Source organism: Algoriphagus boseongensis (assembly GCF_004362805.1).
In the GTDB taxonomy this organism is placed as follows: Bacteria; Bacteroidota; Bacteroidia; order Cytophagales; family Cyclobacteriaceae; genus Algoriphagus; species Algoriphagus boseongensis.
Genome location: NZ_SNYF01000012.1, coordinates 25224 through 44099, shown reverse-complemented (window position 1 = coordinate 44099; position 18876 = coordinate 25224). Strand labels below are relative to the sequence as shown.

Sequence of the window (18876 nt, the reverse complement as noted above, 5' to 3'; positions counted from 1 at the left end):
TTGGGACTGCAAATGTACGAGAAGCATCTCAATTAAAAAACAAAATCAAAAAAATTACCTAGGAAATCCTAATAAAAATTACCCCAACATGCCCCTAAAACTACCTGAATATCAGGCTTTTTCTCATCAAATAATAAAATGGTATCGGGAAAATCCAAGGGATTTACCTTGGAGAAATAGTTCCGATCCTTATAAAATTTGGCTTTCAGAGATCATTCTCCAACAAACCCGGGTTGCCCAAGGATTACCTTATTATTATGCATTTACCCAAGCGTATCCGACTGTGAAAGATCTTGCCCTTGCTCCTGAATCTGAGGTTTTAAGACTATGGCAAGGATTAGGATATTATAGTAGAGCTAGAAATCTACATTTCTGTGCAAAATTTATTTGGCATGAGCTAGAAGGAAAATTCCCCACTCGATATGATGAGCTAATTAAATTAAAGGGAGTGGGAAGTTATACTGCTGCGGCCATATCTAGTTTTGCCTTTGGGGAAGTTAAGGCTGTGGTGGATGGAAACGTGTTTCGGGTTTTGGCAAGGTATTTTGGAATTGAAACAGATATAGCCTCGAGTAAGGGGAAAAAAGAATTTGAAACTTTAGCTAATGAATTAATCCCTGCCGATACACCTGGAGAATTCAATCAGGCGATGATGGACTTTGGTGCAAGACTTTGTACTCCCAAAAACCCAGATTGCACCAATTGCCCTATTAAATCTTCTTGCTTTGCATTTCAGCACCAATTGGTAGGATCTCTTCCAGTAAAAATAAATAAAGTAAAAATCAAAGAAAGGTCTCTCAACTACTTGGTCATCCGTTGTGGCACAGATTGGGTATGGAAAAAGCGGGGAGCTGGCGATATCTGGGAAGGACTTTATGATTTTCCTTCTGAGGAAATCTCCCAACAAGGAGGATTATTGAGCGAGGATCCCAAACCATTCCCGAAAAAATATCGACACCTTTTGTCCCATCAGAAACTTGAGGCGAAATTTTCTGAAGTCGAAATTCCAATCAATAATCGAGAAAAACTTGCTCAATGGTGTGAAAACAAAGGTTTTGAACTCGTAGCAGAGAATGAAATTGAGTATTTGGCCAAGCCTAAACTGATTGTCAACTTTTTGACCGATCAAGGGTTTTGAGTAACTTCAATTTTCAAGTTTTTAATCTTAAAAAAAAGAATACCATGGCAGGAGTAAATAAAGTGATCTTGGTTGGAAATCTCGGAGCAGATCCTGAGGTGAAGTACCTAGAAGGAGATAATGTAGTAGCCAATCTAAGGCTAGCTACCACTGAATCTTACAAAGATAGAAGTGGTAACCGCGTTGAACAAACGGAATGGCATGATCTCGAACTTTGGGGACAGCAGGCCAAAATCGCCGAGCAGTACCTTAAAAAGGGATCCCAGATTTATGTAGAAGGAAAAATCAAATCAGACACTTGGCAAGATGAACAAGGTCAGAATAGAAAAAAAGTAAGAATCAGAGTTTTGAGTTTTACTATGTTGGGTGGCAGACCTGACAATGCGCCGAATGCTCCAAATATGCCTGCTACTAGCACAAACGCTCCGAAAGCTTCTGTTCAAACCTCTTCAGGACCAGAAATTGACTTGTCTGATACTGATGATGATTTGCCATTTTAATTAATTTGGAAAATTCCTCTGAAATTAAGTTTCAGAGGAATTTTTTATTTTTGCATCAACCAGTAAACCTTCCAATGGACGACCCTTACCCGAGTCAACTGATTTTAGCTCAAATTGCTGAGTTTTCACCTAGTTATTACCTCATCAATGGGTTAGTTCTGGTCTTTTTGCTTATATGTTCCGCCCTTGCCTCAGGTTCGGAAGTAGCATTTTTTTCCTTAAGCAATGAAGACCTAGAAAATATCCGAGAGACAGACCCACAAACAGGCAAAAAAGTAAGCTTCCTTCTGTCTTCACCTAAAAGACTGTTAAGCACTATTTTGATTCTAAATAACCTGATTAATATCGGGATTGTCACCTTGACCACTTTTGTCACTTGGTCAATCTTTGGAACTAATGCAGCCGGTATCATCATCATTCTAATTCAGACAGTGGGAGTGACATTCGCTATTGTGTTTTTTGGCGAAATCGTCCCAAAAGTCTATGCGAACCAAGCCAAAATTCCATTTTCAATGGGTATGGCCTCAATCCTAAGTTTCTTTTCGTCCATTTTAAAACCATTCTCAGTCTTATTGATGGCATTTGGAAATCTGATCGAAAAGAGATTCCAGCAAAAAGGATATTCCCTTTCTGTGGATGAACTTAATCAGGCTTTGGAACTAACCACCGAAGACACCCCAGAGGAGGAAAAAGACATTCTGAAAGGAATCGTAAACTTTGGCACCCTAAATGTCAAGCAGGTGATGAAAAGCCGCTTGGAAATCACTGCTCTCGATTCAGAAATGGATTTTCATGAATTGATGGACCGAATCAATAAAAGTGGATATTCCAGAATTCCGGTTTATGAGGAGACAGTGGACAATATTCTTGGCATCCTCTATATCAAAGATCTTCTCCCCTATATCGATCGTGATGAGAATTTTGAATGGAAGACTCTAATCAGAAAAAGCTTCTTCGTACCCGAAAACAAAAAAGTTGACGCCTTATTAAAGGACTTCCAAAAGATGAGAGTCCACATGGCCATTGTGGTAGATGAATATGGAGGAACTTCAGGCCTGGTTACTTTGGAAGATTTGATTGAAGAAATCATCGGTGAAATCAATGATGAATTTGATGACACGGTAGACTTTTTCTTTCAGGAAATAGACTCTGACACCTTTGTTTTTGAGGGAAAAGTATCCCTGAATGACTTTTGCAAAAAGCTAGAACTTGATCCGCAAATTTTTGAAGAGGTAAAGGGAGAAAGTGAATCCCTCGGCGGCTTATTGCTCGAGCTAAATTCGAAGCTTCCAAAAAATGGAACTAAGATTCAGTTTGAGGGCTTTGAATTCACTGTTTTGGCGGTTGATGCCAGAAAAATCAAGAAGGTAAAAGTTCACTTTATGTCCTCCGGGAAAGAGCCTGGAGATCATTTTACAGATTAATACACGAATTAAAATTCTGTATTTTCTTTAAATTGCAAAATTTTATTTTTATTTAAATTTCAACCCAAACTTTCATGTAGTGGAAGCCTGAAATCACTTCCAGAAAATTTTTAAAAGTTTTTTAAAAAAATATTAAAATAACCCGTTTCTAATCTTTTTACATTTTTTTAACCGAAATCAATCAAGATTTAAACCAAATTTTGAAGTAACCACAAGAAATCAGTAAAAATCTCAGCTTTTTTGGATCGAATTTTTATTTCATAAAAAATCAATCAAACCTAATTTTCATCAACAATCCTTCATTTTTATAGCTAGTTTATTGCCTTTATTTTAACAAAGGATTTTTTTTTTGTAATTTTTGGAAATTTTGAACCTATTAAATCAATTTAGAATGCAAGAAGGTTTGTATCGGCCGGAGTTTGAGCATGACTCCTGCGGTATAGGTGCGGTGGTCGACTTGAGTAATACCCCAACTCATGAAACTATCAGCGATGCCTTATACATGCTTAGTAATATGGAGCACCGCGGAGGTCGGGGCTCTGACCCCAAAACTGGAGATGGGGCAGGTATCTGTATTCAGGTCCCTCATCAATTTTTAAAAGACGTCACAGCGCGCACAGAAATTTCTTTGCCTGAAAAAGGGTATTACGGGGTGGGAATGACTTTTTTCCCAAAAAACAAACAGCTATTTCAACGCTCAAAGGAACTTCTCAATGAATTAATTGAAGAATTAGGCTTTGACCTGATCGGATACCGCACTGTGCCAGTGGATGAAACAGTTCCTGGATCTGGTGCATTGGATGTAATGCCAAATATCGAACAGCTTTTTGTCAAACATAAAGAGGGGCTGACTGGAATCGAGCTTGAGCGAAAACTCTATGTATTGAGAAATTTTGCAACTTCCGAAATCAACAACAAAATCCCTGGGGTTAACCACTCCTTCTATTTTGCCAGCTTGAGTAGCCTAACACTTATATATAAGGGCCAACTCAGGACAGATCAAGTTTTGGCTTTTTATAAAGACTTGCAAAATCCTAGAATTGAATCAGCCTTTGCCATTGTCCATTCCAGATTTTCGACCAATACCTTTCCTAACTGGAGACTGGCACAGCCATTTAGATTCTTATCTCACAATGGAGAGATTAATACCATTCGAGGGAATTTGAATAAGATGAAGTCTAAGGAGGCACTGATGAAGTCTAAATTCTTCACTGATGAAGAATTGGCCATGCTAATGCCTATCACGAATAAGATGAATTCAGATTCAGCGAACCTAGATGCCATGGTGGAATTGCTCACCTTGAGCGGAAGGTCACTGCCTCATGCCATGATGATGCTAGTCCCAGAAGCCTGGCAGGATAATGAGGTAATGGATCGGGAAAGAAAGGCTTTCTATAAATTTCATGCTTCACTGGTGGAGCCTTGGGATGGTCCTGCGGCTCTACTTTTCACGGATGGTAAATCTGTAGGAGCTACTCTAGATAGAAACGGACTAAGACCTCTTCGCTATTTTATTACTCGTGACCAAAGATTGGTTCTATCTTCTGAAGCAGGTGCTTTGCCTTTGAGAGAAGCTACTATCGTAGAAAAGGGAAGAATCAGCCCAGGAAGAATGCTTTGGGCGGATTTGGAAAAAGGACAGGTTCTTTTTGATGAAGAGGTTAAAGGTGAAATCTGCAGACAGCAGCCTTATGAGAAATGGGTAAATGAAAAGCGAACCAAGCTTCGATTTGTACCAGATCCAGAGGAACTCACTCATCCTTATTCAACAAACAATATCAATAAATGCCAGACAGTCTTTGGATATACTTCCGAGGAACTCAAAGTAATCTTGGCACCAATGGGAGAAAGTGGCTATGAGGCTATCGGTTCCATGGGAGCTGATACTCCTTTGGCAGTTTTATCCAAGCAAAGCCAACATATCTCCAATTACTTCAAGCAGCTTTTTGCACAAGTAAGTAATCCTCCTATTGATCCAATTCGGGAACGGATGGTAATGTCACTTTTCACCCGAATAGGTGAAGGGCACAATATCTTGGAAGAAAGTCCCGAGCATACCAAACAGATCCACATTTCACAGCCGGTTCTTTTGAATGAGGATTTGGAAAAAATAACCCGAATGGATCATTTGGGCTATAGAACGATCAAGCTATTTGGACATTTCGTGGCAGATCATCAGCCTGGAAGATTGCTTGAGGCTATCGACAAACTTTGCCAAGAGGCAGAAGATGCAATCGAAAATGGTAAAAATGTACTGATCATTTCGGATAGATATAGTACAGAAAAATTGGCTCCAATTCCATCCTTATTGGCTATTGGGGCTGTTCATCAGCATTTGGTTAAAAAGAAAATCAGAACTCGCGCCGGTTTGGTATTGGAGTCAGGTGATATCCGAGAAGTCCATCATTTTGCTACTGCAATCGGCTATGGTGTATCGGCAATCAATCCGTATTTGGCCTTGGAGTCTCTTTTGGACATGTTTGAAAAGGGGCAATTACCAAAGGTAAAAGATCAAAAGACTCTCTTTCACAACTATCAGGATGCAATTGGAAAAGGCTTATTGAAGGTCCTTTCCAAAATGGGTATTTCTACCCTGCAGTCTTATCAAGGTGCTCAGATATTTGAAGCCATTGGTTTAGGGCCAGAGGTCATCGACAGATGCTTCAAGGGTACCATTTCCAGAATTTCCGGGGTGTCTTTCGACGAACTTGCTGAGGAGGTTTTGGCAAGGCATCGTGCAGCCTATGAGACCTTAACTCCGATTTTGGAAACTGGTGGAGTTTATCAATGGAAAAGACGTGGAGAAAAACACATGTTTAATCCGGAGACCATACACCTACTTCAAAAATCAACCCGCTTAGGTGATTATGAACTTTATAAAAAGTTCGCAGCAAAAATCAATGAGCAAACCAAAGATGCCTTGACACTTCGAGGACTTTTTGAATTCAAAAAGCGGATCAGCATCCCAATTGAAGAAGTCGAGCCTGAAGAAAATATTCTCAAGCGATTTGCCACCGGCGCCATGTCTTTTGGTTCCATATCTTTCGAAGCCCATACGACCTTGGCTGTTGCCATGAATCGAATTGGAGCAAAGAGTAATTCCGGAGAAGGCGGGGAGGATGAAATCCGCTATGAGAAAAAACCAAATGGAGACTGGGAGCGCTCGGCTATCAAGCAAGTAGCTTCTGGAAGATTTGGGGTGACTTCTCATTACCTCACCAATGCCGATGAGCTTCAAATTAAAATGGCCCAAGGCGCAAAGCCCGGTGAAGGAGGACAGCTTCCCGGTCATAAAGTAGACGATTGGATAGGTAGAGTAAGACATTCCACTCCTGGAGTTGGGCTGATTTCTCCTCCACCACACCATGATATTTATTCTATCGAAGATTTAGCACAACTGATCTTCGATTTAAAGAATGCAAATAGACAAGCTAGAATCAATGTCAAGCTGGTCTCCCAAGCTGGAGTCGGTACAGTAGCCGCAGGTGTGGCCAAGGCAATGGCTGATGTGATTTTGATCGCTGGTGCAGATGGAGGAACGGGAGCATCTCCTTTAAGTTCTATCCGCCACGCGGGACTTCCTTGGGAATTGGGACTTTCTGAAGCACATCAAACTTTAGTAAAAAATAACCTGCGTAGCAGGGTGGTTTTGCAAACTGATGGACAAATCCGAACAGGAAGAGATATCGCAATCGCTACTCTATTAGGTGCCGAAGAATGGGGTGTGGCTACCGGAGCATTAGTGGTAGAAGGATGCATCATGATGAGAAAATGTCATCTCAACACATGCCCTGTAGGTATTGCTACCCAAAACCCTGAACTAAGACAGCTATTCACCGGAGATCCGGATCATGTGGTGAATTATTTCAGATTCCTAGCACAAGACCTCAGAGAAATTATGGCCTCTTTAGGCTTTAGAACGGTGGATGAAATGGTTGGCCAAAGCCAAGTATTGCAATCAACTGGACATCTCAACCATTGGAAATGGGATAAAATCGACCTTTCTCCTATTTTCCACAAAGTAGAGGTGCCAGATCACGTTGGAATCCATAAGCAAATCGATCAGGAATTTGAACTTGACAAGGTTCTTGACAGACAATTAATAAAAGCTGCCATGCCAGCCCTAGAGCAGGCAATTCAGGTGGATGGTTCTTTCCAGATCAAAAACACAGACCGATCTGTGGGAGCCATGCTTTCCAATGAAATCTCGAAAATCTATGGAGGCGTAGGGCTTCCCGAAGACACAATTCATTTCAAATTTACCGGTTCTGCAGGCCAGACTTTTGGCGGCTTCCTGGCTAAAGGAGTGAACTTCGAGCTAGAAGGTGAAGCCAATGATTACTTCGGAAAAGGCCTCTCAGGAGGTAGATTGATCATTTATCCAAGTCGAAATGCCCGCTTCGTTCCTGAAGAAAATATCATCATCGGAAACGTGGCCTTTTATGGTGCAACATCCGGAGAGGCCTATATCAATGGAAAGGGTGGTGAAAGATTCTGTGTGAGAAATTCAGGTGTAAAAACCGTAATCGAAGGAATCGGAGACCATGGCTGTGAATACATGACCGGTGGATTGGTGATCAATTTGGGAGAAATAGGAAGAAACTTTGCCGCAGGAATGAGCGGTGGAATTGCTTATATCCTGAAAGATTACATCACCGAAATCAATACAGAAATGGTGGATATCGACCTCTTGGAAGAAGAAGATTTTTCAACCATCAAAGCTTTCCTCAAGCGACATGTGAAGCTAACCGAAAGTGCTTTGGCAGAAAAATTCCTGGAAGATTGGGACCAGGCCAAAGAAAAATTCATCAAGATAATTCCAAGGGATTACAAGGCTGTATTGAAAAAAAGAGCAGAAGAACAAGCAAAAACATTGGTGTAAGATGGGAGCGAATGAAGGATTTATTCAGTTTAAAAGAGAAACTCCAGTAAGCCGGGATCCCAAAGAAAGGATTGGAGATTACAGAGAGATATATGTGCCATTTTCTGATGAAAAATTAAATCATCAAGCGGCTCGATGCATGGATTGCGGTGTTCCATTTTGCCATAATGGTTGCCCGCTGGGAAATGTAATTCCCGAATTCAACGATGCAGTGTACAACCAAGAGTGGGGACAGGCTATACAGATTTTGAGAAGCACAAATAACTTCCCTGAATTTACCGGTAGAATTTGCCCTGCGCCTTGTGAAGCCAGCTGTGTTTTGGGAATCAATAAGGACCCAGTTGCCATTGAATTAATTGAAAAAAGTATTGCTGAAAAAGCTTACGAATTGGGATTGATTCAAGCCAATCCACCAGCTAAGAGAACTGGTAAAAAAGTAGCCGTAATAGGATCAGGACCAGCTGGACTTGCTGCTGCAGACCAGTTAAATCAGGCCGGACATGAGGTTACTTTATTTGAAAAAGATGAAAAAGTAGGCGGGCTTCTCCGTTATGGAATTCCCGATTTCAAATTGGAAAAATGGGTTATTGACCGCCGTGTAGAATTGATGGAAAAGGAGGGAGTAATCTTCGCGACCAATATCGAAGTAGGAAAAAACCTCCCTGCTGAGCAGATTCTTAAGGATTTTGATGCAGTGGTCCTTTCAACAGGTGCAGGCCAGCCTAGAGCTCTAAATATCAAAGGAGACCAACTCAAAGGTGTCCATTTTGCCATGGAATTTTTGGGCAAGCAAAATCAAGTAATTAGTGGAGAAATCTCTGAAAATCCGATTTCAGCAGAGGGCAAGCATGTGATTGTAATTGGAGGTGGAGACACAGGAAGTGACTGTATTGGAACTTCAAATCGTCATGGAGCAGCTTCAATTACTCAGTTGGAGCTTTTACCCAAACCTCCTAAGCAAAGAACTACCCTCAATCCATGGCCAGAGTGGCCAATGGTTTTGAAAACTTCCAGCTCTCACGAAGAAGGCGCAGATCGGATGTTTTCGATTCTAACCAAAGAATTTGTAGGAAATGAAAATGGAGAAGTCACTGGATTAAAGTTGGTGGATATTGAATGGAAAGAAAAAGGAGGTCGTATGACCTTTGAGGAAATTCCTGGAACCGAACGAACTCTCCCTTGTGATTTGGCTTTCATTGCTATCGGCTATATGGGACCAACCCAAAATGGCCTTCTGGACTCTTTTGGAGTGGAAGCCATGGAGAATACACTTCCAAAATCGAAAAATTATCAAAGTACGAATTCAAAAGTTTTTCTTGCCGGAGACATGAGAAGAGGCCAATCCCTAGTGGTTTGGGCTATCTCAGAAGGCCGGGAAGCTGCAGTAAAAGTTGATGAATACCTTATGGGTACATCTGGTCTTCCGCGGAAGGATGAATCATTCTTCCAGGTGGATGAGCAAATCGCGGGCTAGCGCCAAGAGCTTTCCTGTGGGAAGTTCCTGGCACATCAATAGTACCCTGTTTAGTTGACCCACCTGCGATAAAGAAAGCCACCCCTAGGGTGGCTTTCTCCTTTTTAATTATTACCTCCTCGAGGACCTCTGCGAATTTCACCTCGGTCATGCACTTGGCCTCCGGGTCTTCTTCGATCTCTATTTTCCATTTTGATTTCCTCCCACTGCTTTCTTTGCTCTTCAGTCAAAATCTGATTGATCTTCTCCTCCTGTGCCTTCATCTCAGCTTGCTTTGCCTGTCTTTCAGCTTTTTGAGCCTCCATTTCAGTTTGACGCTTTGCCGCATTTTCCAGATTAACTTCATAGATCTGCTTCTTTTGTTCCTCACTCAGACCTAATTTTTCGGCCATTCTCTCTGTCATCCGTTGAGCTCTTTCTTCAGGAGAAGGAGGTGTTTTGCTTTGTTGCTGTGCGGTAACTCCCAAACTTGTAAAGACCAAGAAGGCAGCTCCAATCATCCACTTTTTCATAGTTGTTTTGGTTTTGTTTCGTGGATTAGACCTATGGAAATGAGGACGGTTTAATCAGGGTTAAAATTCTATTTGTTAAAGAACCTTAACCCCCTGCTTTTTCTTCAATCAATTCCTTCCGCTCAGAAGCCCTAACATATTTGGGTTTGATTAAAAGTCGCAAGCTCGGATCAAAACTCAAGTAGTTCCAAGCCCAGTCAAAAAAGATAAATAACTTATTTTTCACTCCCAGAATTGCCATCAAGTGTACAAAAAGCCAAGTCATCCACGCAAATAGTCCTTGAAATCTCATGAATGGTAAATCAACCACCGCTAGCTTTCTGCCAACAGTTGCCATAGAACCCAAGTCTTTGTACTCAAAAGGAAAAATATCCTTCCCTGCTTCTATTCTAATCAGGTTTCTGGACAGGTTTTTAGCTTGTTGAATAGCTACCTGGGCTACTTGAGGATGACCTTTTGGAAGTTTTTCTGAATGAATTAAACATTGATCACCAAGCACAAAAATATCGTGCCCTCCAATCAACTGATTAAACTCATCCACGATCATCCTACCATTAGCAGCATATTGATTCTCAGAAAATCCCTCGATTCGATTAGGCTTTATTCCTGCCGCCCAAAGTAAAGTTTCAGTATTGATAGCCTCCTTTCCTTCCAAAATAACTGTCTTCCCATCGTAGTCTAAAACCCTGGTTTGAAGAAATACTTCGACTCCTAATTGTTTCAAATAAGCATTAGCGTGCTCCTGCGCATCATTTGACATAGCAGCTAATAATTTGGGACCAGCCTCCACCAGGGTAACCTTCATATTTTTGAAACTCAACTCGGGATAATCTTTTGGAAATACATTATTTCTCAATTCTGCCATTGCCCCGGCCAATTCAACCCCAGTCGGACCTCCACCAACGATCACCACATTCATTAATGCTTTTCGATCACTCTCCTTCTCCAAACTTATAGCTCGTTCGTAGTTTGAAATAATCTTATTCCGTATATATAAAGCCTCCGAGACAGTTTTCATCGGAGAAGAAAAGTATTCTATGTTTTTGGATCCAAAATAATTGGTATCAGCCCCCATTGCCAGGACCAAATAATCAAAATCAACATAGCCTATATCCGTAAATAGGCGTTTCGCGTTTTGATCCACCCGCAGCACCTCAGCCATTCTAAAGCTGACATTTTGAGTATTGTGAAAAATCTTTCTCAGTGGAAAGGAAATGGCTGATGGCTCTAATCCAGCAGTTGCAACTTGATAGAATAATGGCTGAAACTGGTGGTAATTATTCTTATCCACCAAAATCACCTGGAATGGAGAGTTTTTGAGATTTCTTGCCAGTTTGAGGCCTGCAAAACCTGCTCCTACGATAACCACCTTCGGTAAATTAAGCTTAGGAAGGTTGGGAATTGGAGAATTAAGAGAGGTGTTCATAAGAAAGAGGAATTACTCAATACACGTTTTTTGAAGCAATTAGTCTAGGAAAAAACAGGAAACATCTCCAGTAATGTATTGTAATTCATTTTCCCCTAAGCCAAAAGAATTGTTATTTTTGCCCACCTCAAAAAGTAAACCCATGGGAAGAGCATTTGAATTCCGAAAAGAAAGAAAGTTTAAGCGCTGGGACAAAATGTCCAAAGTGTTTACCAGACTAGGAAAAGAAATTGTAATGGCAGTAAAGGCTGGCGGCCCTGATCCTACAACCAATGCCAAGCTTAGGACAGTGATCCAAAATGCCAAAGGTGCACAAATGCCCAAAGACCGAATTGAGGCTGCGATCAAACGAGCTTCCAATAAGGAAGAAAGAGATTACGAAGAAATTGTATACGAAGGTTACGGACCATTTGGGGTGGCAGTCATCGTAGAAACCTCCACAGATAATACCAATAGAACTGTGGCCAACGTCCGCTCTTATTTTTCAAAAGCTGGAGGTTCCCTAGGCACATCTGGCTCGGTAAGCTTTATGTTTGACCGAAAGGCTGTATTCCGTTTTGCCCAAGGTAACTATGACATGGAGGAGCTCGAACTGGAATTGATCGACGCAGGCCTAACCGAAATTGCTGAAAACGAAGGGGAATTATTCGTTTACACTGAGTTTGAAGATTTTGGTGCTATGCAAAAAGCCTTAGAAGACAAAGGAATCGAAGTGATTTCAGCAGATTTTCAGCGATTCCCAACTACCTTGACTGAACTTACCGAAGAACAGGAAGAAATCATCAATAAGTTGATTGATCGATTGGAAGAGGATGATGACGTAAACCAGGTATTCACCAACATGGCCTAATCCAGATTGGGCAAAAAATTAAATGCAGTTTAGGAAAAGACAAAACATTCAGGAATCAGAAAAGCCACTTGTATTAGTAGGAAGTAAAAATCCAGTTAAAATTGCCTGTACAGAGGACGGATTTACCCAAGCTTTCAATAGATCATTTCTTGTAGAAGGAATCAATGCCTTCTCGGGAGTTCCCGATCAACCCGTTGGGGATGAAGAAACCCTTCTCGGAGCGAAAAATCGAGCTATAAACTCCCAGAAAGTTTTTCCTGATGCCAATTATTGGGTAGGACTGGAAGGAGGAATTGATGAGGACAACCATGGAATGTTTGCCTTTGCATGGATTTACGTTTTGGATAGAAATGGTAAATCCGGTCAATCCAAAACGGGAACGTTCTATTTACCCAAAAAAGTAGCCGAATTAGTCAAGGGAGGAATGGAGCTTGGAAAGGCAGATGATCTGGTTTTTGAAAAAGAAAACTCAAAACAGCAGGGTGGATCGGTTGGAATTCTGACACATGGGGTAGTAGATCGATCTGAATACTATCGTCAGGCAATCATTCTTGCCTTGATTCCCTTTCTTAATGAAAACATCTATTGAATCTGAATTAGCACTATTTATACGCTGAACTAAAGATATTTCATAAAATTTTCGTGATTAAATAGGAAAAACGAAAAAATATTATTTGTTTCGGTTAGAGATCAGCTAAAAAATTATTTTCTGAAATTGAATTAGTAAAAGTTGCTCAAATCACCACACCCTAAATCAGTCCAAAACCTCCATTAGGAGGTTTTTTTTATTTATAGATTCTCGATAAAAACTCTAAACCTTATTGCTTTTTGAGGTTTTGCAGGAATTGAGTCAGTGCAATTCTCCAATCCGAATTTGCATCCCATTCCGGTCCTATATATAATTCATCCCTCACCAAAAATTTAATGTAGTACTTCACTACAATTTGAGAGGCAGCTTCACCGGCTACAGGTTCCAATCCCATACTTTGCATCAAGTCAGCTTGTCTTCCCTCAACTTTCACCAATAAAAATTGAACTCGATTTTGAATTAGTTCCTGATTAGTTTTTGCCTCCGTCAGCCATTCAATTGGATTGGAATAATTGCTTTCAAAGATAGATTCCAGCTGGCTTTTTTGAGCACTTTGTTCCGCCAAAATAGCCTCTTGGCTTTTTCCTAGTAAATCGTATCGAAACGCACTCATTAAACCCGTTTGTGCTGAGGAGCCTTCCAAGGGGATTCCTAATTTGAAAACTTCTAAATTCAGGGGATTCCGGGGTAAAAATCTCTGGGCAGCCTGAGCAGTTTCCACATTACTAATTGTTGGAAATTCAGCCACATCGATCACAAGCAGGTTTTTGGAACTTTTGCCTTTTCCTAACTCTGCCAATACACCCCCAGCCTCATTCCAATCCGCTCCAGAAAGCCCATAAAGCGCTGCTGTGGGGATAATTTTTCCATCCCCACTAAATGCCCCAACATGAATACTCAACTTAGATTTTTGTCGGGTCACCAAGATGATATTCTGAACTTTTCTCTGAAGAAAAGCAGTCGCAAATGCCGCCTGACGGGCTTCTGACAGAACCACTTGCTCCAATTCAAAATAACCAATCGGATCTGCTCCTGCCTCCACCAAATACGGATGAATGCTATCAGCTAAAACTTGCCAGGAAAGCACTGGTCTGGCACCTGGGTCGGTGGAGATCATCACCACTGACTTTCCATCATAAAAGCTTTCGGGTAATTGTCCCTGAGCAAATCCTACCACTAAAACACTAAAAAAAACACCAAGGGAAAGGATAAATTTCATCTATTTGGACGGCTTTGGCTTTGGCTTTGTACTTTTACGAATATACGTAACGAAACATGGAACACCAGATGTGTAGAAAATTCTTCAAAATTTTAGGATTGATTGCTTTGCTAGGTTACACCGATCCCAGTTTTGCACAGCAAATAAACGCTCAAAAGGTATTAAACCATCTGGAATACCTTTCAAAAGACGAACTCCAAGGCCGTGAGACTCTTTCGGAAGGGAGTTTAATGGCTCGTTCCTATATTTTAGAAAACCTTTCCAAGTTGGACTTAGTCGAGCCTCTATATCATGATTTCACCCAACTCTTTACTTTTCAAAATACGAGAAGAAAAGTAACCTATGAGGATGCCGCAAATATCATTGCTTTGATTCCGGGAAGTGAATCCAAAAAAGTCATCGTAATAACGGCACATTATGACCATGTCGGAATTGGTCGGAAAAATGCCTCTGGGGATTCTATTTACAATGGGGCAGATGATAATGCATCAGGTACTTCTGCACTATTGGCCTTGGCCGATTATTTTTCCAAAAACAGACCTAAACATGCCTTAATCTTTGCAGCCCTTGATGCGGAAGAAATGGGCTTGCAGGGAGGGAAAGCACTGCTGGAGGATTTCCCCTATGGCCTGGATCAAATTGTAGTAAATGTCAATATGGATATGGTTTCAAGGAGCGATAAAAATGAATTGTATGCTTCTGGAACTTACCATAATCCCAGCTTAAAACCCATTTTAGAACGAGCATCAAAAGGATCAAATCCAACTTTGGTTTTTGGACATGATATACCCGGAACTGGAAGAGAAGACTGGACGAAATCCTCAGATCATGGGGCATTTTTTGACAAAAAAATCCCACATATCTATTTTGGAGTAGAAGATCATGAAGATTACCACAAGCCTTCAGACGAATTTGAAAATATCCAACCTGAGTTTTTCACCAATGCGGTTAATCTTATTTTGAAATGTATTCTTGCATTAGATGCCGAATTACTTCAAGGGAGTTAAACAAATGCCTAACTTTTACTTTTCACCAAAACTAGTAATCGAGCTTGGCCAAAAATGATTTTATAACCAAACTACTGATCTGGAGGCTCAAACACATGAGCAATCAGGCTTTTATCCTAATCTTAAGTGGATTGATTGGGATATTTTCAGGTTTGGCAGCAGTGATTTTGAAAACGGCCGTTCATTTTATCCAGCATTTTTTAACGGAGGACTTTTATACCGAGTATGCCAATTTCATGTATATCCTTTATCCCTTGATTGGGATATCTGTCGCATATCTTATCGGAAAATATGTTTTGAAAGACGTAGGAGGACATGGAATCCCGGATGTTCTTTTTAATATCTCAAAAAACTCAGCCCTAATTCCAAGAATAAAAACTTATAGCCGAGTAATAACTTCAGCGCTGACGGTTGGTTTTGGAGGATCGGTAGGATTGGAAGCGCCGATGGTCGTCACAGGGTCAGCCATTGGATCCAATGTGGGATTACTCATGCACCTCAATGCAAAGAAAAGAGCCTTGCTTATCGGTTGCGGTGCGGCAGGAGCTATTTCGGCAATATTTGGTGCCCCAATCGGCGCGGTAATTTTTGCGATTGAAGTAATTCTTCTGGAAATAAGCACTTCAAGCTTTATCCCTCTATTGATAGCTTCGGTGATGGGCTCTTTGACCTCTATGATTTTAATGGGACGGGAATCGGTTTTCAAGTTTGATCTGGTCGATTCATTCAGTGCCTCACATATGCCTTATTACTTGTTATTGGGCATTATCTGTGGTGTTGTCTCTCTTTACTTTTCACGGATGGTCCGAAAAACCGAGCATATCATGGAAGATATGGGGGACCAATGGATGAGGCTCCTATATGGAGGTGCTTTTCTGGGTTTTATGGTGTTTTTCTTTCCTCCCATTTATGGTGAGGGATATGACACGCTAAATCTTTTAATCGAAGGCCAAACTGGAGAATTGCTAGCCAAGAGTCCATTCTTCTCAGCTTTTGAAAATCCCTTGTTGATCGTGGGATTCCTTGGCTTGATTATTCTTTTCAAACCAATCGCTTCCGCTATCACTATTGGTGCTGGAGGTAGCGGAGGGATCTTTGCTCCTTCATTGTACGTCGGAGGAATCTTAGGCTTTTTGTTCGCCTATTCCAAAAACATGGTGGATTTCCACATTTCCCTTCCTTTGGCACATTTCACTTTAGTGGCCATGTGCGGGGTAATGGCCGGAGTTCAGCATTCCCCTCTATCCGCGATATTCTTAATCGCAGAAATTACGGGGGGCTATGAGCTCTTTGTCCCATTGATGTTTGTTTCCGCGATTTCTTACACTACTACTACTTACTTCCAAAAAGACAGTCTCTACAAATTACAATTGAAAGACCAGGGAAAGCAGCTTCCAGAAAGCAAGGATCAGGAGTTACTGGATGCAATCAATATTTCCCACGTCATTGAGAGGGACCTTTTACCCATTCATCCCGACTCCAAACTTGGTGATTTGGTTCAGTTGGTAAAGGTGTCGAAGAGAAATATTTTTCCTGTGGTGGATGAGGAAAAACAACTCAGAGGAATCATTACCCTGGATGATATCAGAGAAATCATGTTTGATCCAGAAAAGCAAAACAACCTCTTGGTGCGACAGCTTATGCACAGTCCCCCTGATGTCCTATTGGTTACTGAAAATATGCAATCAGCTATGGAGAAATTTGAGAAATCAGGGGCTTGGAATCTCCCAGTCATTGAAAATGAGCGCTATATAGGCTTTGTTTCCAAGTCAAGAATTTTCAATACCTACCGAAAAAGATTGCTGCGACAAAAGCACGATTTGGGCTGATTTAGAATATTATTTGGAATTTGGATTTATCCACTTTTTTCCACGAAAAGGCTGTCGAAAAAATCGAACTTAGCAACAATTATCCACAAATTCAGCAATACTAACACATACTTATTGTATTGATTTTCAATGTTTTATAGTATTATTTTAGAGGTGTGTGGATAAATTATTGAATTTGTGGATAAATTTTTCTTGCGTTTTTTAATCTCAAAATACGCGCGATAGAGGCCGTTTTTTTGAGAATGATAAGTCCCCAGGGGGAGTATTTTTTATTGGTATTTTATGGATCACAAACCGGCTGAAATAAAATTTTATTTGGAATTTTTTATCCAAGCTAAAACAAAAATGATCAGTTTGGGTTGATCAGCAAAATCAACCTCAAACCTTCTTAGAAAAGTGAATTTTTTACATCGGAAATTCTATTTTCCAAATCCTACCGGAGCTAGATTATTCATCTGGCGTAGGATCCATGCCTGCCTTCCTCGGATATATCCAGTAGGCTTCGAAGGTTTCCAACGGATTGGATTCGGTAAAACAGCCGCAATCATTGCAGACTGGCTTCTATTAAGTTTTACAGCGGGTATTTTATAATAATATTGTGCAGCTGCTTCAATCCCGTAAATCCCATCACCCATTTCGATCACGTTGAGATAAACTTCCATGATTCGCTCCTTAGACCAAATCAGTTCAACCAAAACAGTGAAATAGGCCTCAAGTCCTTTTCTCAAATAACTACGTGCAGGCCACAGAAATACATTCTTGACAGTTTGCTGAGTGATAGTACTGGCACCTTTGACTCGTTTCCCTTTTTTGTTTCCTTCCCAAGCCTTTTCCATAGCCTCGAAATCGAAGCCTCGATGATCCAGAAACTTCTGATCTTCTGATGCCACTACTGCTTGAGGCATATGACGCGAGATTTCATCAATGGAAACCCAGTCCTTGTATAGCCTTACCTCCCTTTTTTCATCAAAAGCTTGCTCAAAAACGCGAATGATCATTAAGGGGGTAAATGGTACAGGGATAAACCGGTAAAGAATTACCAATCCAATTGAAATTCCCAAAAACCAAAGTGTTGTCTTCCAAAGCAGTCTCCAAATCCAGCGAAGAATCTTCATAGCAGTCTATAGTGTTGCAAATGCTTGCACAAATTGGTAGAAAAAAACGGCATTTTTATTCTGCCCGATCAAATCAATTTCTCTTTCCATAGCCTGCACCTCGTTTTGAGAAATTAATCCCGCTTGAAGTAGCGCAGGAGCGCCACTTAACAGGAGTTTTTTCCAAAAATCCAGCATGGATTTAAGCTGCTCCGGAGCGCTTTGATCCAGAAAAAACCCTTGATTCCAAGTCGAAATTGACGAAAATCCTGCTTGATTCAATAAGTTTCCCAGTTGCGATCCTACATCGGGATTGCCTCCTGATTTTTCCTGAAACTCATTATAGGCTTGGTAGTATTTTTCCAATCCCGGAGAAAATGGGAAGCAATAAAATGTAGAGTTGAAAACTTCCGTGATATAGATTTTCGCCCCCACAGTCAAATGAGCTTTTAAATGTTCTAAAACCTTGATCGGCGAAGGAATATGCTCCAAGGCCCAGCAAATAAATACGGAATCAAACTTGTCGGGAAGTGAAAGTGCCTGCGCATCCTGCTGGACAAAGGTAACCCGGGACTCCTTCCCCTTGAGATTTTGCTTGGCAGTTTGCAATTGACTTTCTGAAAAATCAACACAGGTAATGTGCAAATCTGGATATAAATCCAGTAAAACAGCCGTCTGAGCCCCTACTCCACTTCCGATTTCAAGGAGATTTTTACATCCTGAAAAATCAATCCCGGCATATATTTTTTGAGCCAAAAAACCAGCCTGATCCAGTAATCTCTGCTGCTCTTCAGAGTCAAAGCCGTGGAGGTAATTGCTCATTGGAATTAGGAGTTATTTATCAAAAGTAAATTAAATCTTTACCTCAAAAAATCACTTTCATCTCTAGCCTCTAAAGTAGAAATTAAATTCTAATGATTCCATTTATCCCA

14 protein-coding genes are annotated in these 18876 nt (G+C 40.8%); 9 read left to right on the top strand and 5 right to left on the bottom strand.

Translation table 11 applies throughout. The features are described from left to right. Nucleotides 1-88 precede the first annotated feature (88 nt). The 5 genes from mutY to DFQ04_RS18135 all read left to right on the top strand — a co-directional run bounded on the left by mutY (nucleotide 89) and on the right by DFQ04_RS18135 (nucleotide 9418). Entirely contained in the window at nucleotides 89-1138 is a 1050-nt protein-coding gene (mutY, locus tag DFQ04_RS18155; RefSeq protein WP_133558539.1) for an A/G-specific adenine glycosylase, read from the top strand. A gap of 44 nt (nucleotides 1139-1182) precedes the next feature. Further along, the gene (locus DFQ04_RS18150) at nucleotides 1183-1638 is read left to right on the top strand and encodes a single-stranded DNA-binding protein (protein ID WP_133558537.1); all 456 of its coding nucleotides are present in this window, start codon (nucleotides 1183-1185) and stop codon (nucleotides 1636-1638) included. Between the two features lie 74 nt (nucleotides 1639-1712). Continuing rightward, nucleotides 1713-3062: a gliding motility-associated protein GldE gene (gene gldE, locus DFQ04_RS18145; RefSeq protein ID WP_133558535.1), complete on the top strand. Its 1350-nt coding sequence runs from the start codon at nucleotides 1713-1715 to the stop codon at nucleotides 3060-3062. A 391-nt stretch (nucleotides 3063-3453) separates the two neighbouring features. Further along, a complete protein-coding gene (gene gltB, locus DFQ04_RS18140; RefSeq protein ID WP_133558533.1) occupies nucleotides 3454-7944 on the top strand; it encodes a glutamate synthase large subunit in 4491 nt (1496 codons plus the stop codon). Between the two features lies 1 nt (nucleotide 7945). After that, nucleotides 7946-9418: a glutamate synthase subunit beta gene (locus DFQ04_RS18135; RefSeq protein WP_133558531.1), complete on the top strand. Its 1473-nt coding sequence runs from the start codon at nucleotides 7946-7948 to the stop codon at nucleotides 9416-9418. A 104-nt stretch (nucleotides 9419-9522) separates the two neighbouring features. Here the strand turns inward: DFQ04_RS18135 and DFQ04_RS18130 are convergent, their stop codons facing one another. Then, a complete protein-coding gene (locus tag DFQ04_RS18130; RefSeq protein WP_133558529.1) occupies nucleotides 9523-9930 on the bottom strand; it encodes a DUF4890 domain-containing protein in 408 nt (135 codons plus the stop codon). An 85-nt stretch (nucleotides 9931-10015) separates the two neighbouring features. Next, a complete protein-coding gene (locus DFQ04_RS18125) occupies nucleotides 10016-11356 on the bottom strand; it encodes an NAD(P)/FAD-dependent oxidoreductase (RefSeq protein WP_133558527.1) in 1341 nt (446 codons plus the stop codon). 142 nt (nucleotides 11357-11498) lie between these two features. Between DFQ04_RS18125 and DFQ04_RS18120 the strand changes: the two genes are divergently transcribed. Next, nucleotides 11499-12206, top strand: coding sequence for a YebC/PmpR family DNA-binding transcriptional regulator (locus DFQ04_RS18120; RefSeq protein ID WP_133558525.1), 708 nt, complete (start codon nucleotides 11499-11501; stop codon nucleotides 12204-12206). A 22-nt stretch (nucleotides 12207-12228) separates the two neighbouring features. Beyond that, nucleotides 12229-12795, top strand: coding sequence for an inosine/xanthosine triphosphatase (gene yjjX / locus DFQ04_RS18115; RefSeq protein ID WP_133558523.1), 567 nt, complete (start codon nucleotides 12229-12231; stop codon nucleotides 12793-12795). Between the two features lie 229 nt (nucleotides 12796-13024). Here the strand turns inward: yjjX and DFQ04_RS18110 are convergent, their stop codons facing one another. Continuing rightward, nucleotides 13025-14014, bottom strand: a complete 990-nt coding sequence (locus DFQ04_RS18110) for an NTPase (RefSeq protein ID WP_133558521.1) — start codon at nucleotides 14012-14014, stop codon at nucleotides 13025-13027. Nucleotides 14015-14070: 56 nt separating this feature from the next. On the opposite strand from DFQ04_RS18110, the gene DFQ04_RS18105 reads away from it, so the two are divergent. Both DFQ04_RS18105 and DFQ04_RS18100 read left to right on the top strand, forming a co-directional pair. Next, nucleotides 14071-15021, top strand: a complete 951-nt coding sequence (locus tag DFQ04_RS18105) for a M28 family peptidase (protein WP_243739722.1) — start codon at nucleotides 14071-14073, stop codon at nucleotides 15019-15021. 95 nt (nucleotides 15022-15116) lie between these two features. Beyond that, entirely contained in the window at nucleotides 15117-16850 is a 1734-nt protein-coding gene (locus DFQ04_RS18100) for a chloride channel protein (protein WP_243739721.1), read from the top strand. 419 nt (nucleotides 16851-17269) lie between these two features. On the opposite strand, the gene mtgA is transcribed toward DFQ04_RS18100, so the two are convergent. Together mtgA and DFQ04_RS18090 are read right to left on the bottom strand one after the other, a co-directional pair. Then, nucleotides 17270-17965, bottom strand: a complete 696-nt coding sequence (gene mtgA / locus DFQ04_RS18095; RefSeq protein WP_133558517.1) for a monofunctional biosynthetic peptidoglycan transglycosylase — start codon at nucleotides 17963-17965, stop codon at nucleotides 17270-17272. Nucleotides 17966-17971: 6 nt separating this feature from the next. Beyond that, entirely contained in the window at nucleotides 17972-18766 is a 795-nt protein-coding gene (locus DFQ04_RS18090) for a class I SAM-dependent methyltransferase (RefSeq protein ID WP_133558515.1), read from the bottom strand. Nucleotides 18767-18876: the final 110 nt, after the last annotated feature.

Excerpts from the sequence above, each read along its gene's own strand:
- yjjX (WP_133558523.1), top strand. The coding sequence starts at position 12,229 with ATGCAGTTTAGGAAAAGACAAAACATTCAGGAATCAGAAAAGCCACTT.
- DFQ04_RS18090 (WP_133558515.1), bottom strand. The coding sequence starts at position 18,766 with ATGAGCAATTACCTCCACGGCTTTGACTCTGAAGAGCAGCAGAGATTA.
- DFQ04_RS18125 (WP_133558527.1), bottom strand. The coding sequence starts at position 11,356 with ATGAACACCTCTCTTAATTCTCCAATTCCCAACCTTCCTAAGCTTAAT.
- DFQ04_RS18100 (WP_243739721.1), top strand. The coding sequence starts at position 15,117 with ATGAGCAATCAGGCTTTTATCCTAATCTTAAGTGGATTGATTGGGATA.
- DFQ04_RS18110 (WP_133558521.1), bottom strand. The coding sequence starts at position 14,014 with ATGAAATTTATCCTTTCCCTTGGTGTTTTTTTTAGTGTTTTAGTGGTA.
- DFQ04_RS18135 (WP_133558531.1), top strand. The coding sequence starts at position 7,946 with ATGGGAGCGAATGAAGGATTTATTCAGTTTAAAAGAGAAACTCCAGTA.
- mutY (WP_133558539.1), top strand. The coding sequence starts at position 89 with ATGCCCCTAAAACTACCTGAATATCAGGCTTTTTCTCATCAAATAATA.
- gldE (WP_133558535.1), top strand. The coding sequence starts at position 1,713 with ATGGACGACCCTTACCCGAGTCAACTGATTTTAGCTCAAATTGCTGAG.
- DFQ04_RS18105 (WP_243739722.1), top strand. The coding sequence starts at position 14,071 with ATGGAACACCAGATGTGTAGAAAATTCTTCAAAATTTTAGGATTGATT.
- DFQ04_RS18130 (WP_133558529.1), bottom strand. The coding sequence starts at position 9,930 with ATGAAAAAGTGGATGATTGGAGCTGCCTTCTTGGTCTTTACAAGTTTG.
- gltB (WP_133558533.1), top strand. The coding sequence starts at position 3,454 with ATGCAAGAAGGTTTGTATCGGCCGGAGTTTGAGCATGACTCCTGCGGT.
- DFQ04_RS18120 (WP_133558525.1), top strand. The coding sequence starts at position 11,499 with ATGGGAAGAGCATTTGAATTCCGAAAAGAAAGAAAGTTTAAGCGCTGG.
- mtgA (WP_133558517.1), bottom strand. The coding sequence starts at position 17,965 with ATGAAGATTCTTCGCTGGATTTGGAGACTGCTTTGGAAGACAACACTT.
- DFQ04_RS18150 (WP_133558537.1), top strand. The coding sequence starts at position 1,183 with ATGGCAGGAGTAAATAAAGTGATCTTGGTTGGAAATCTCGGAGCAGAT.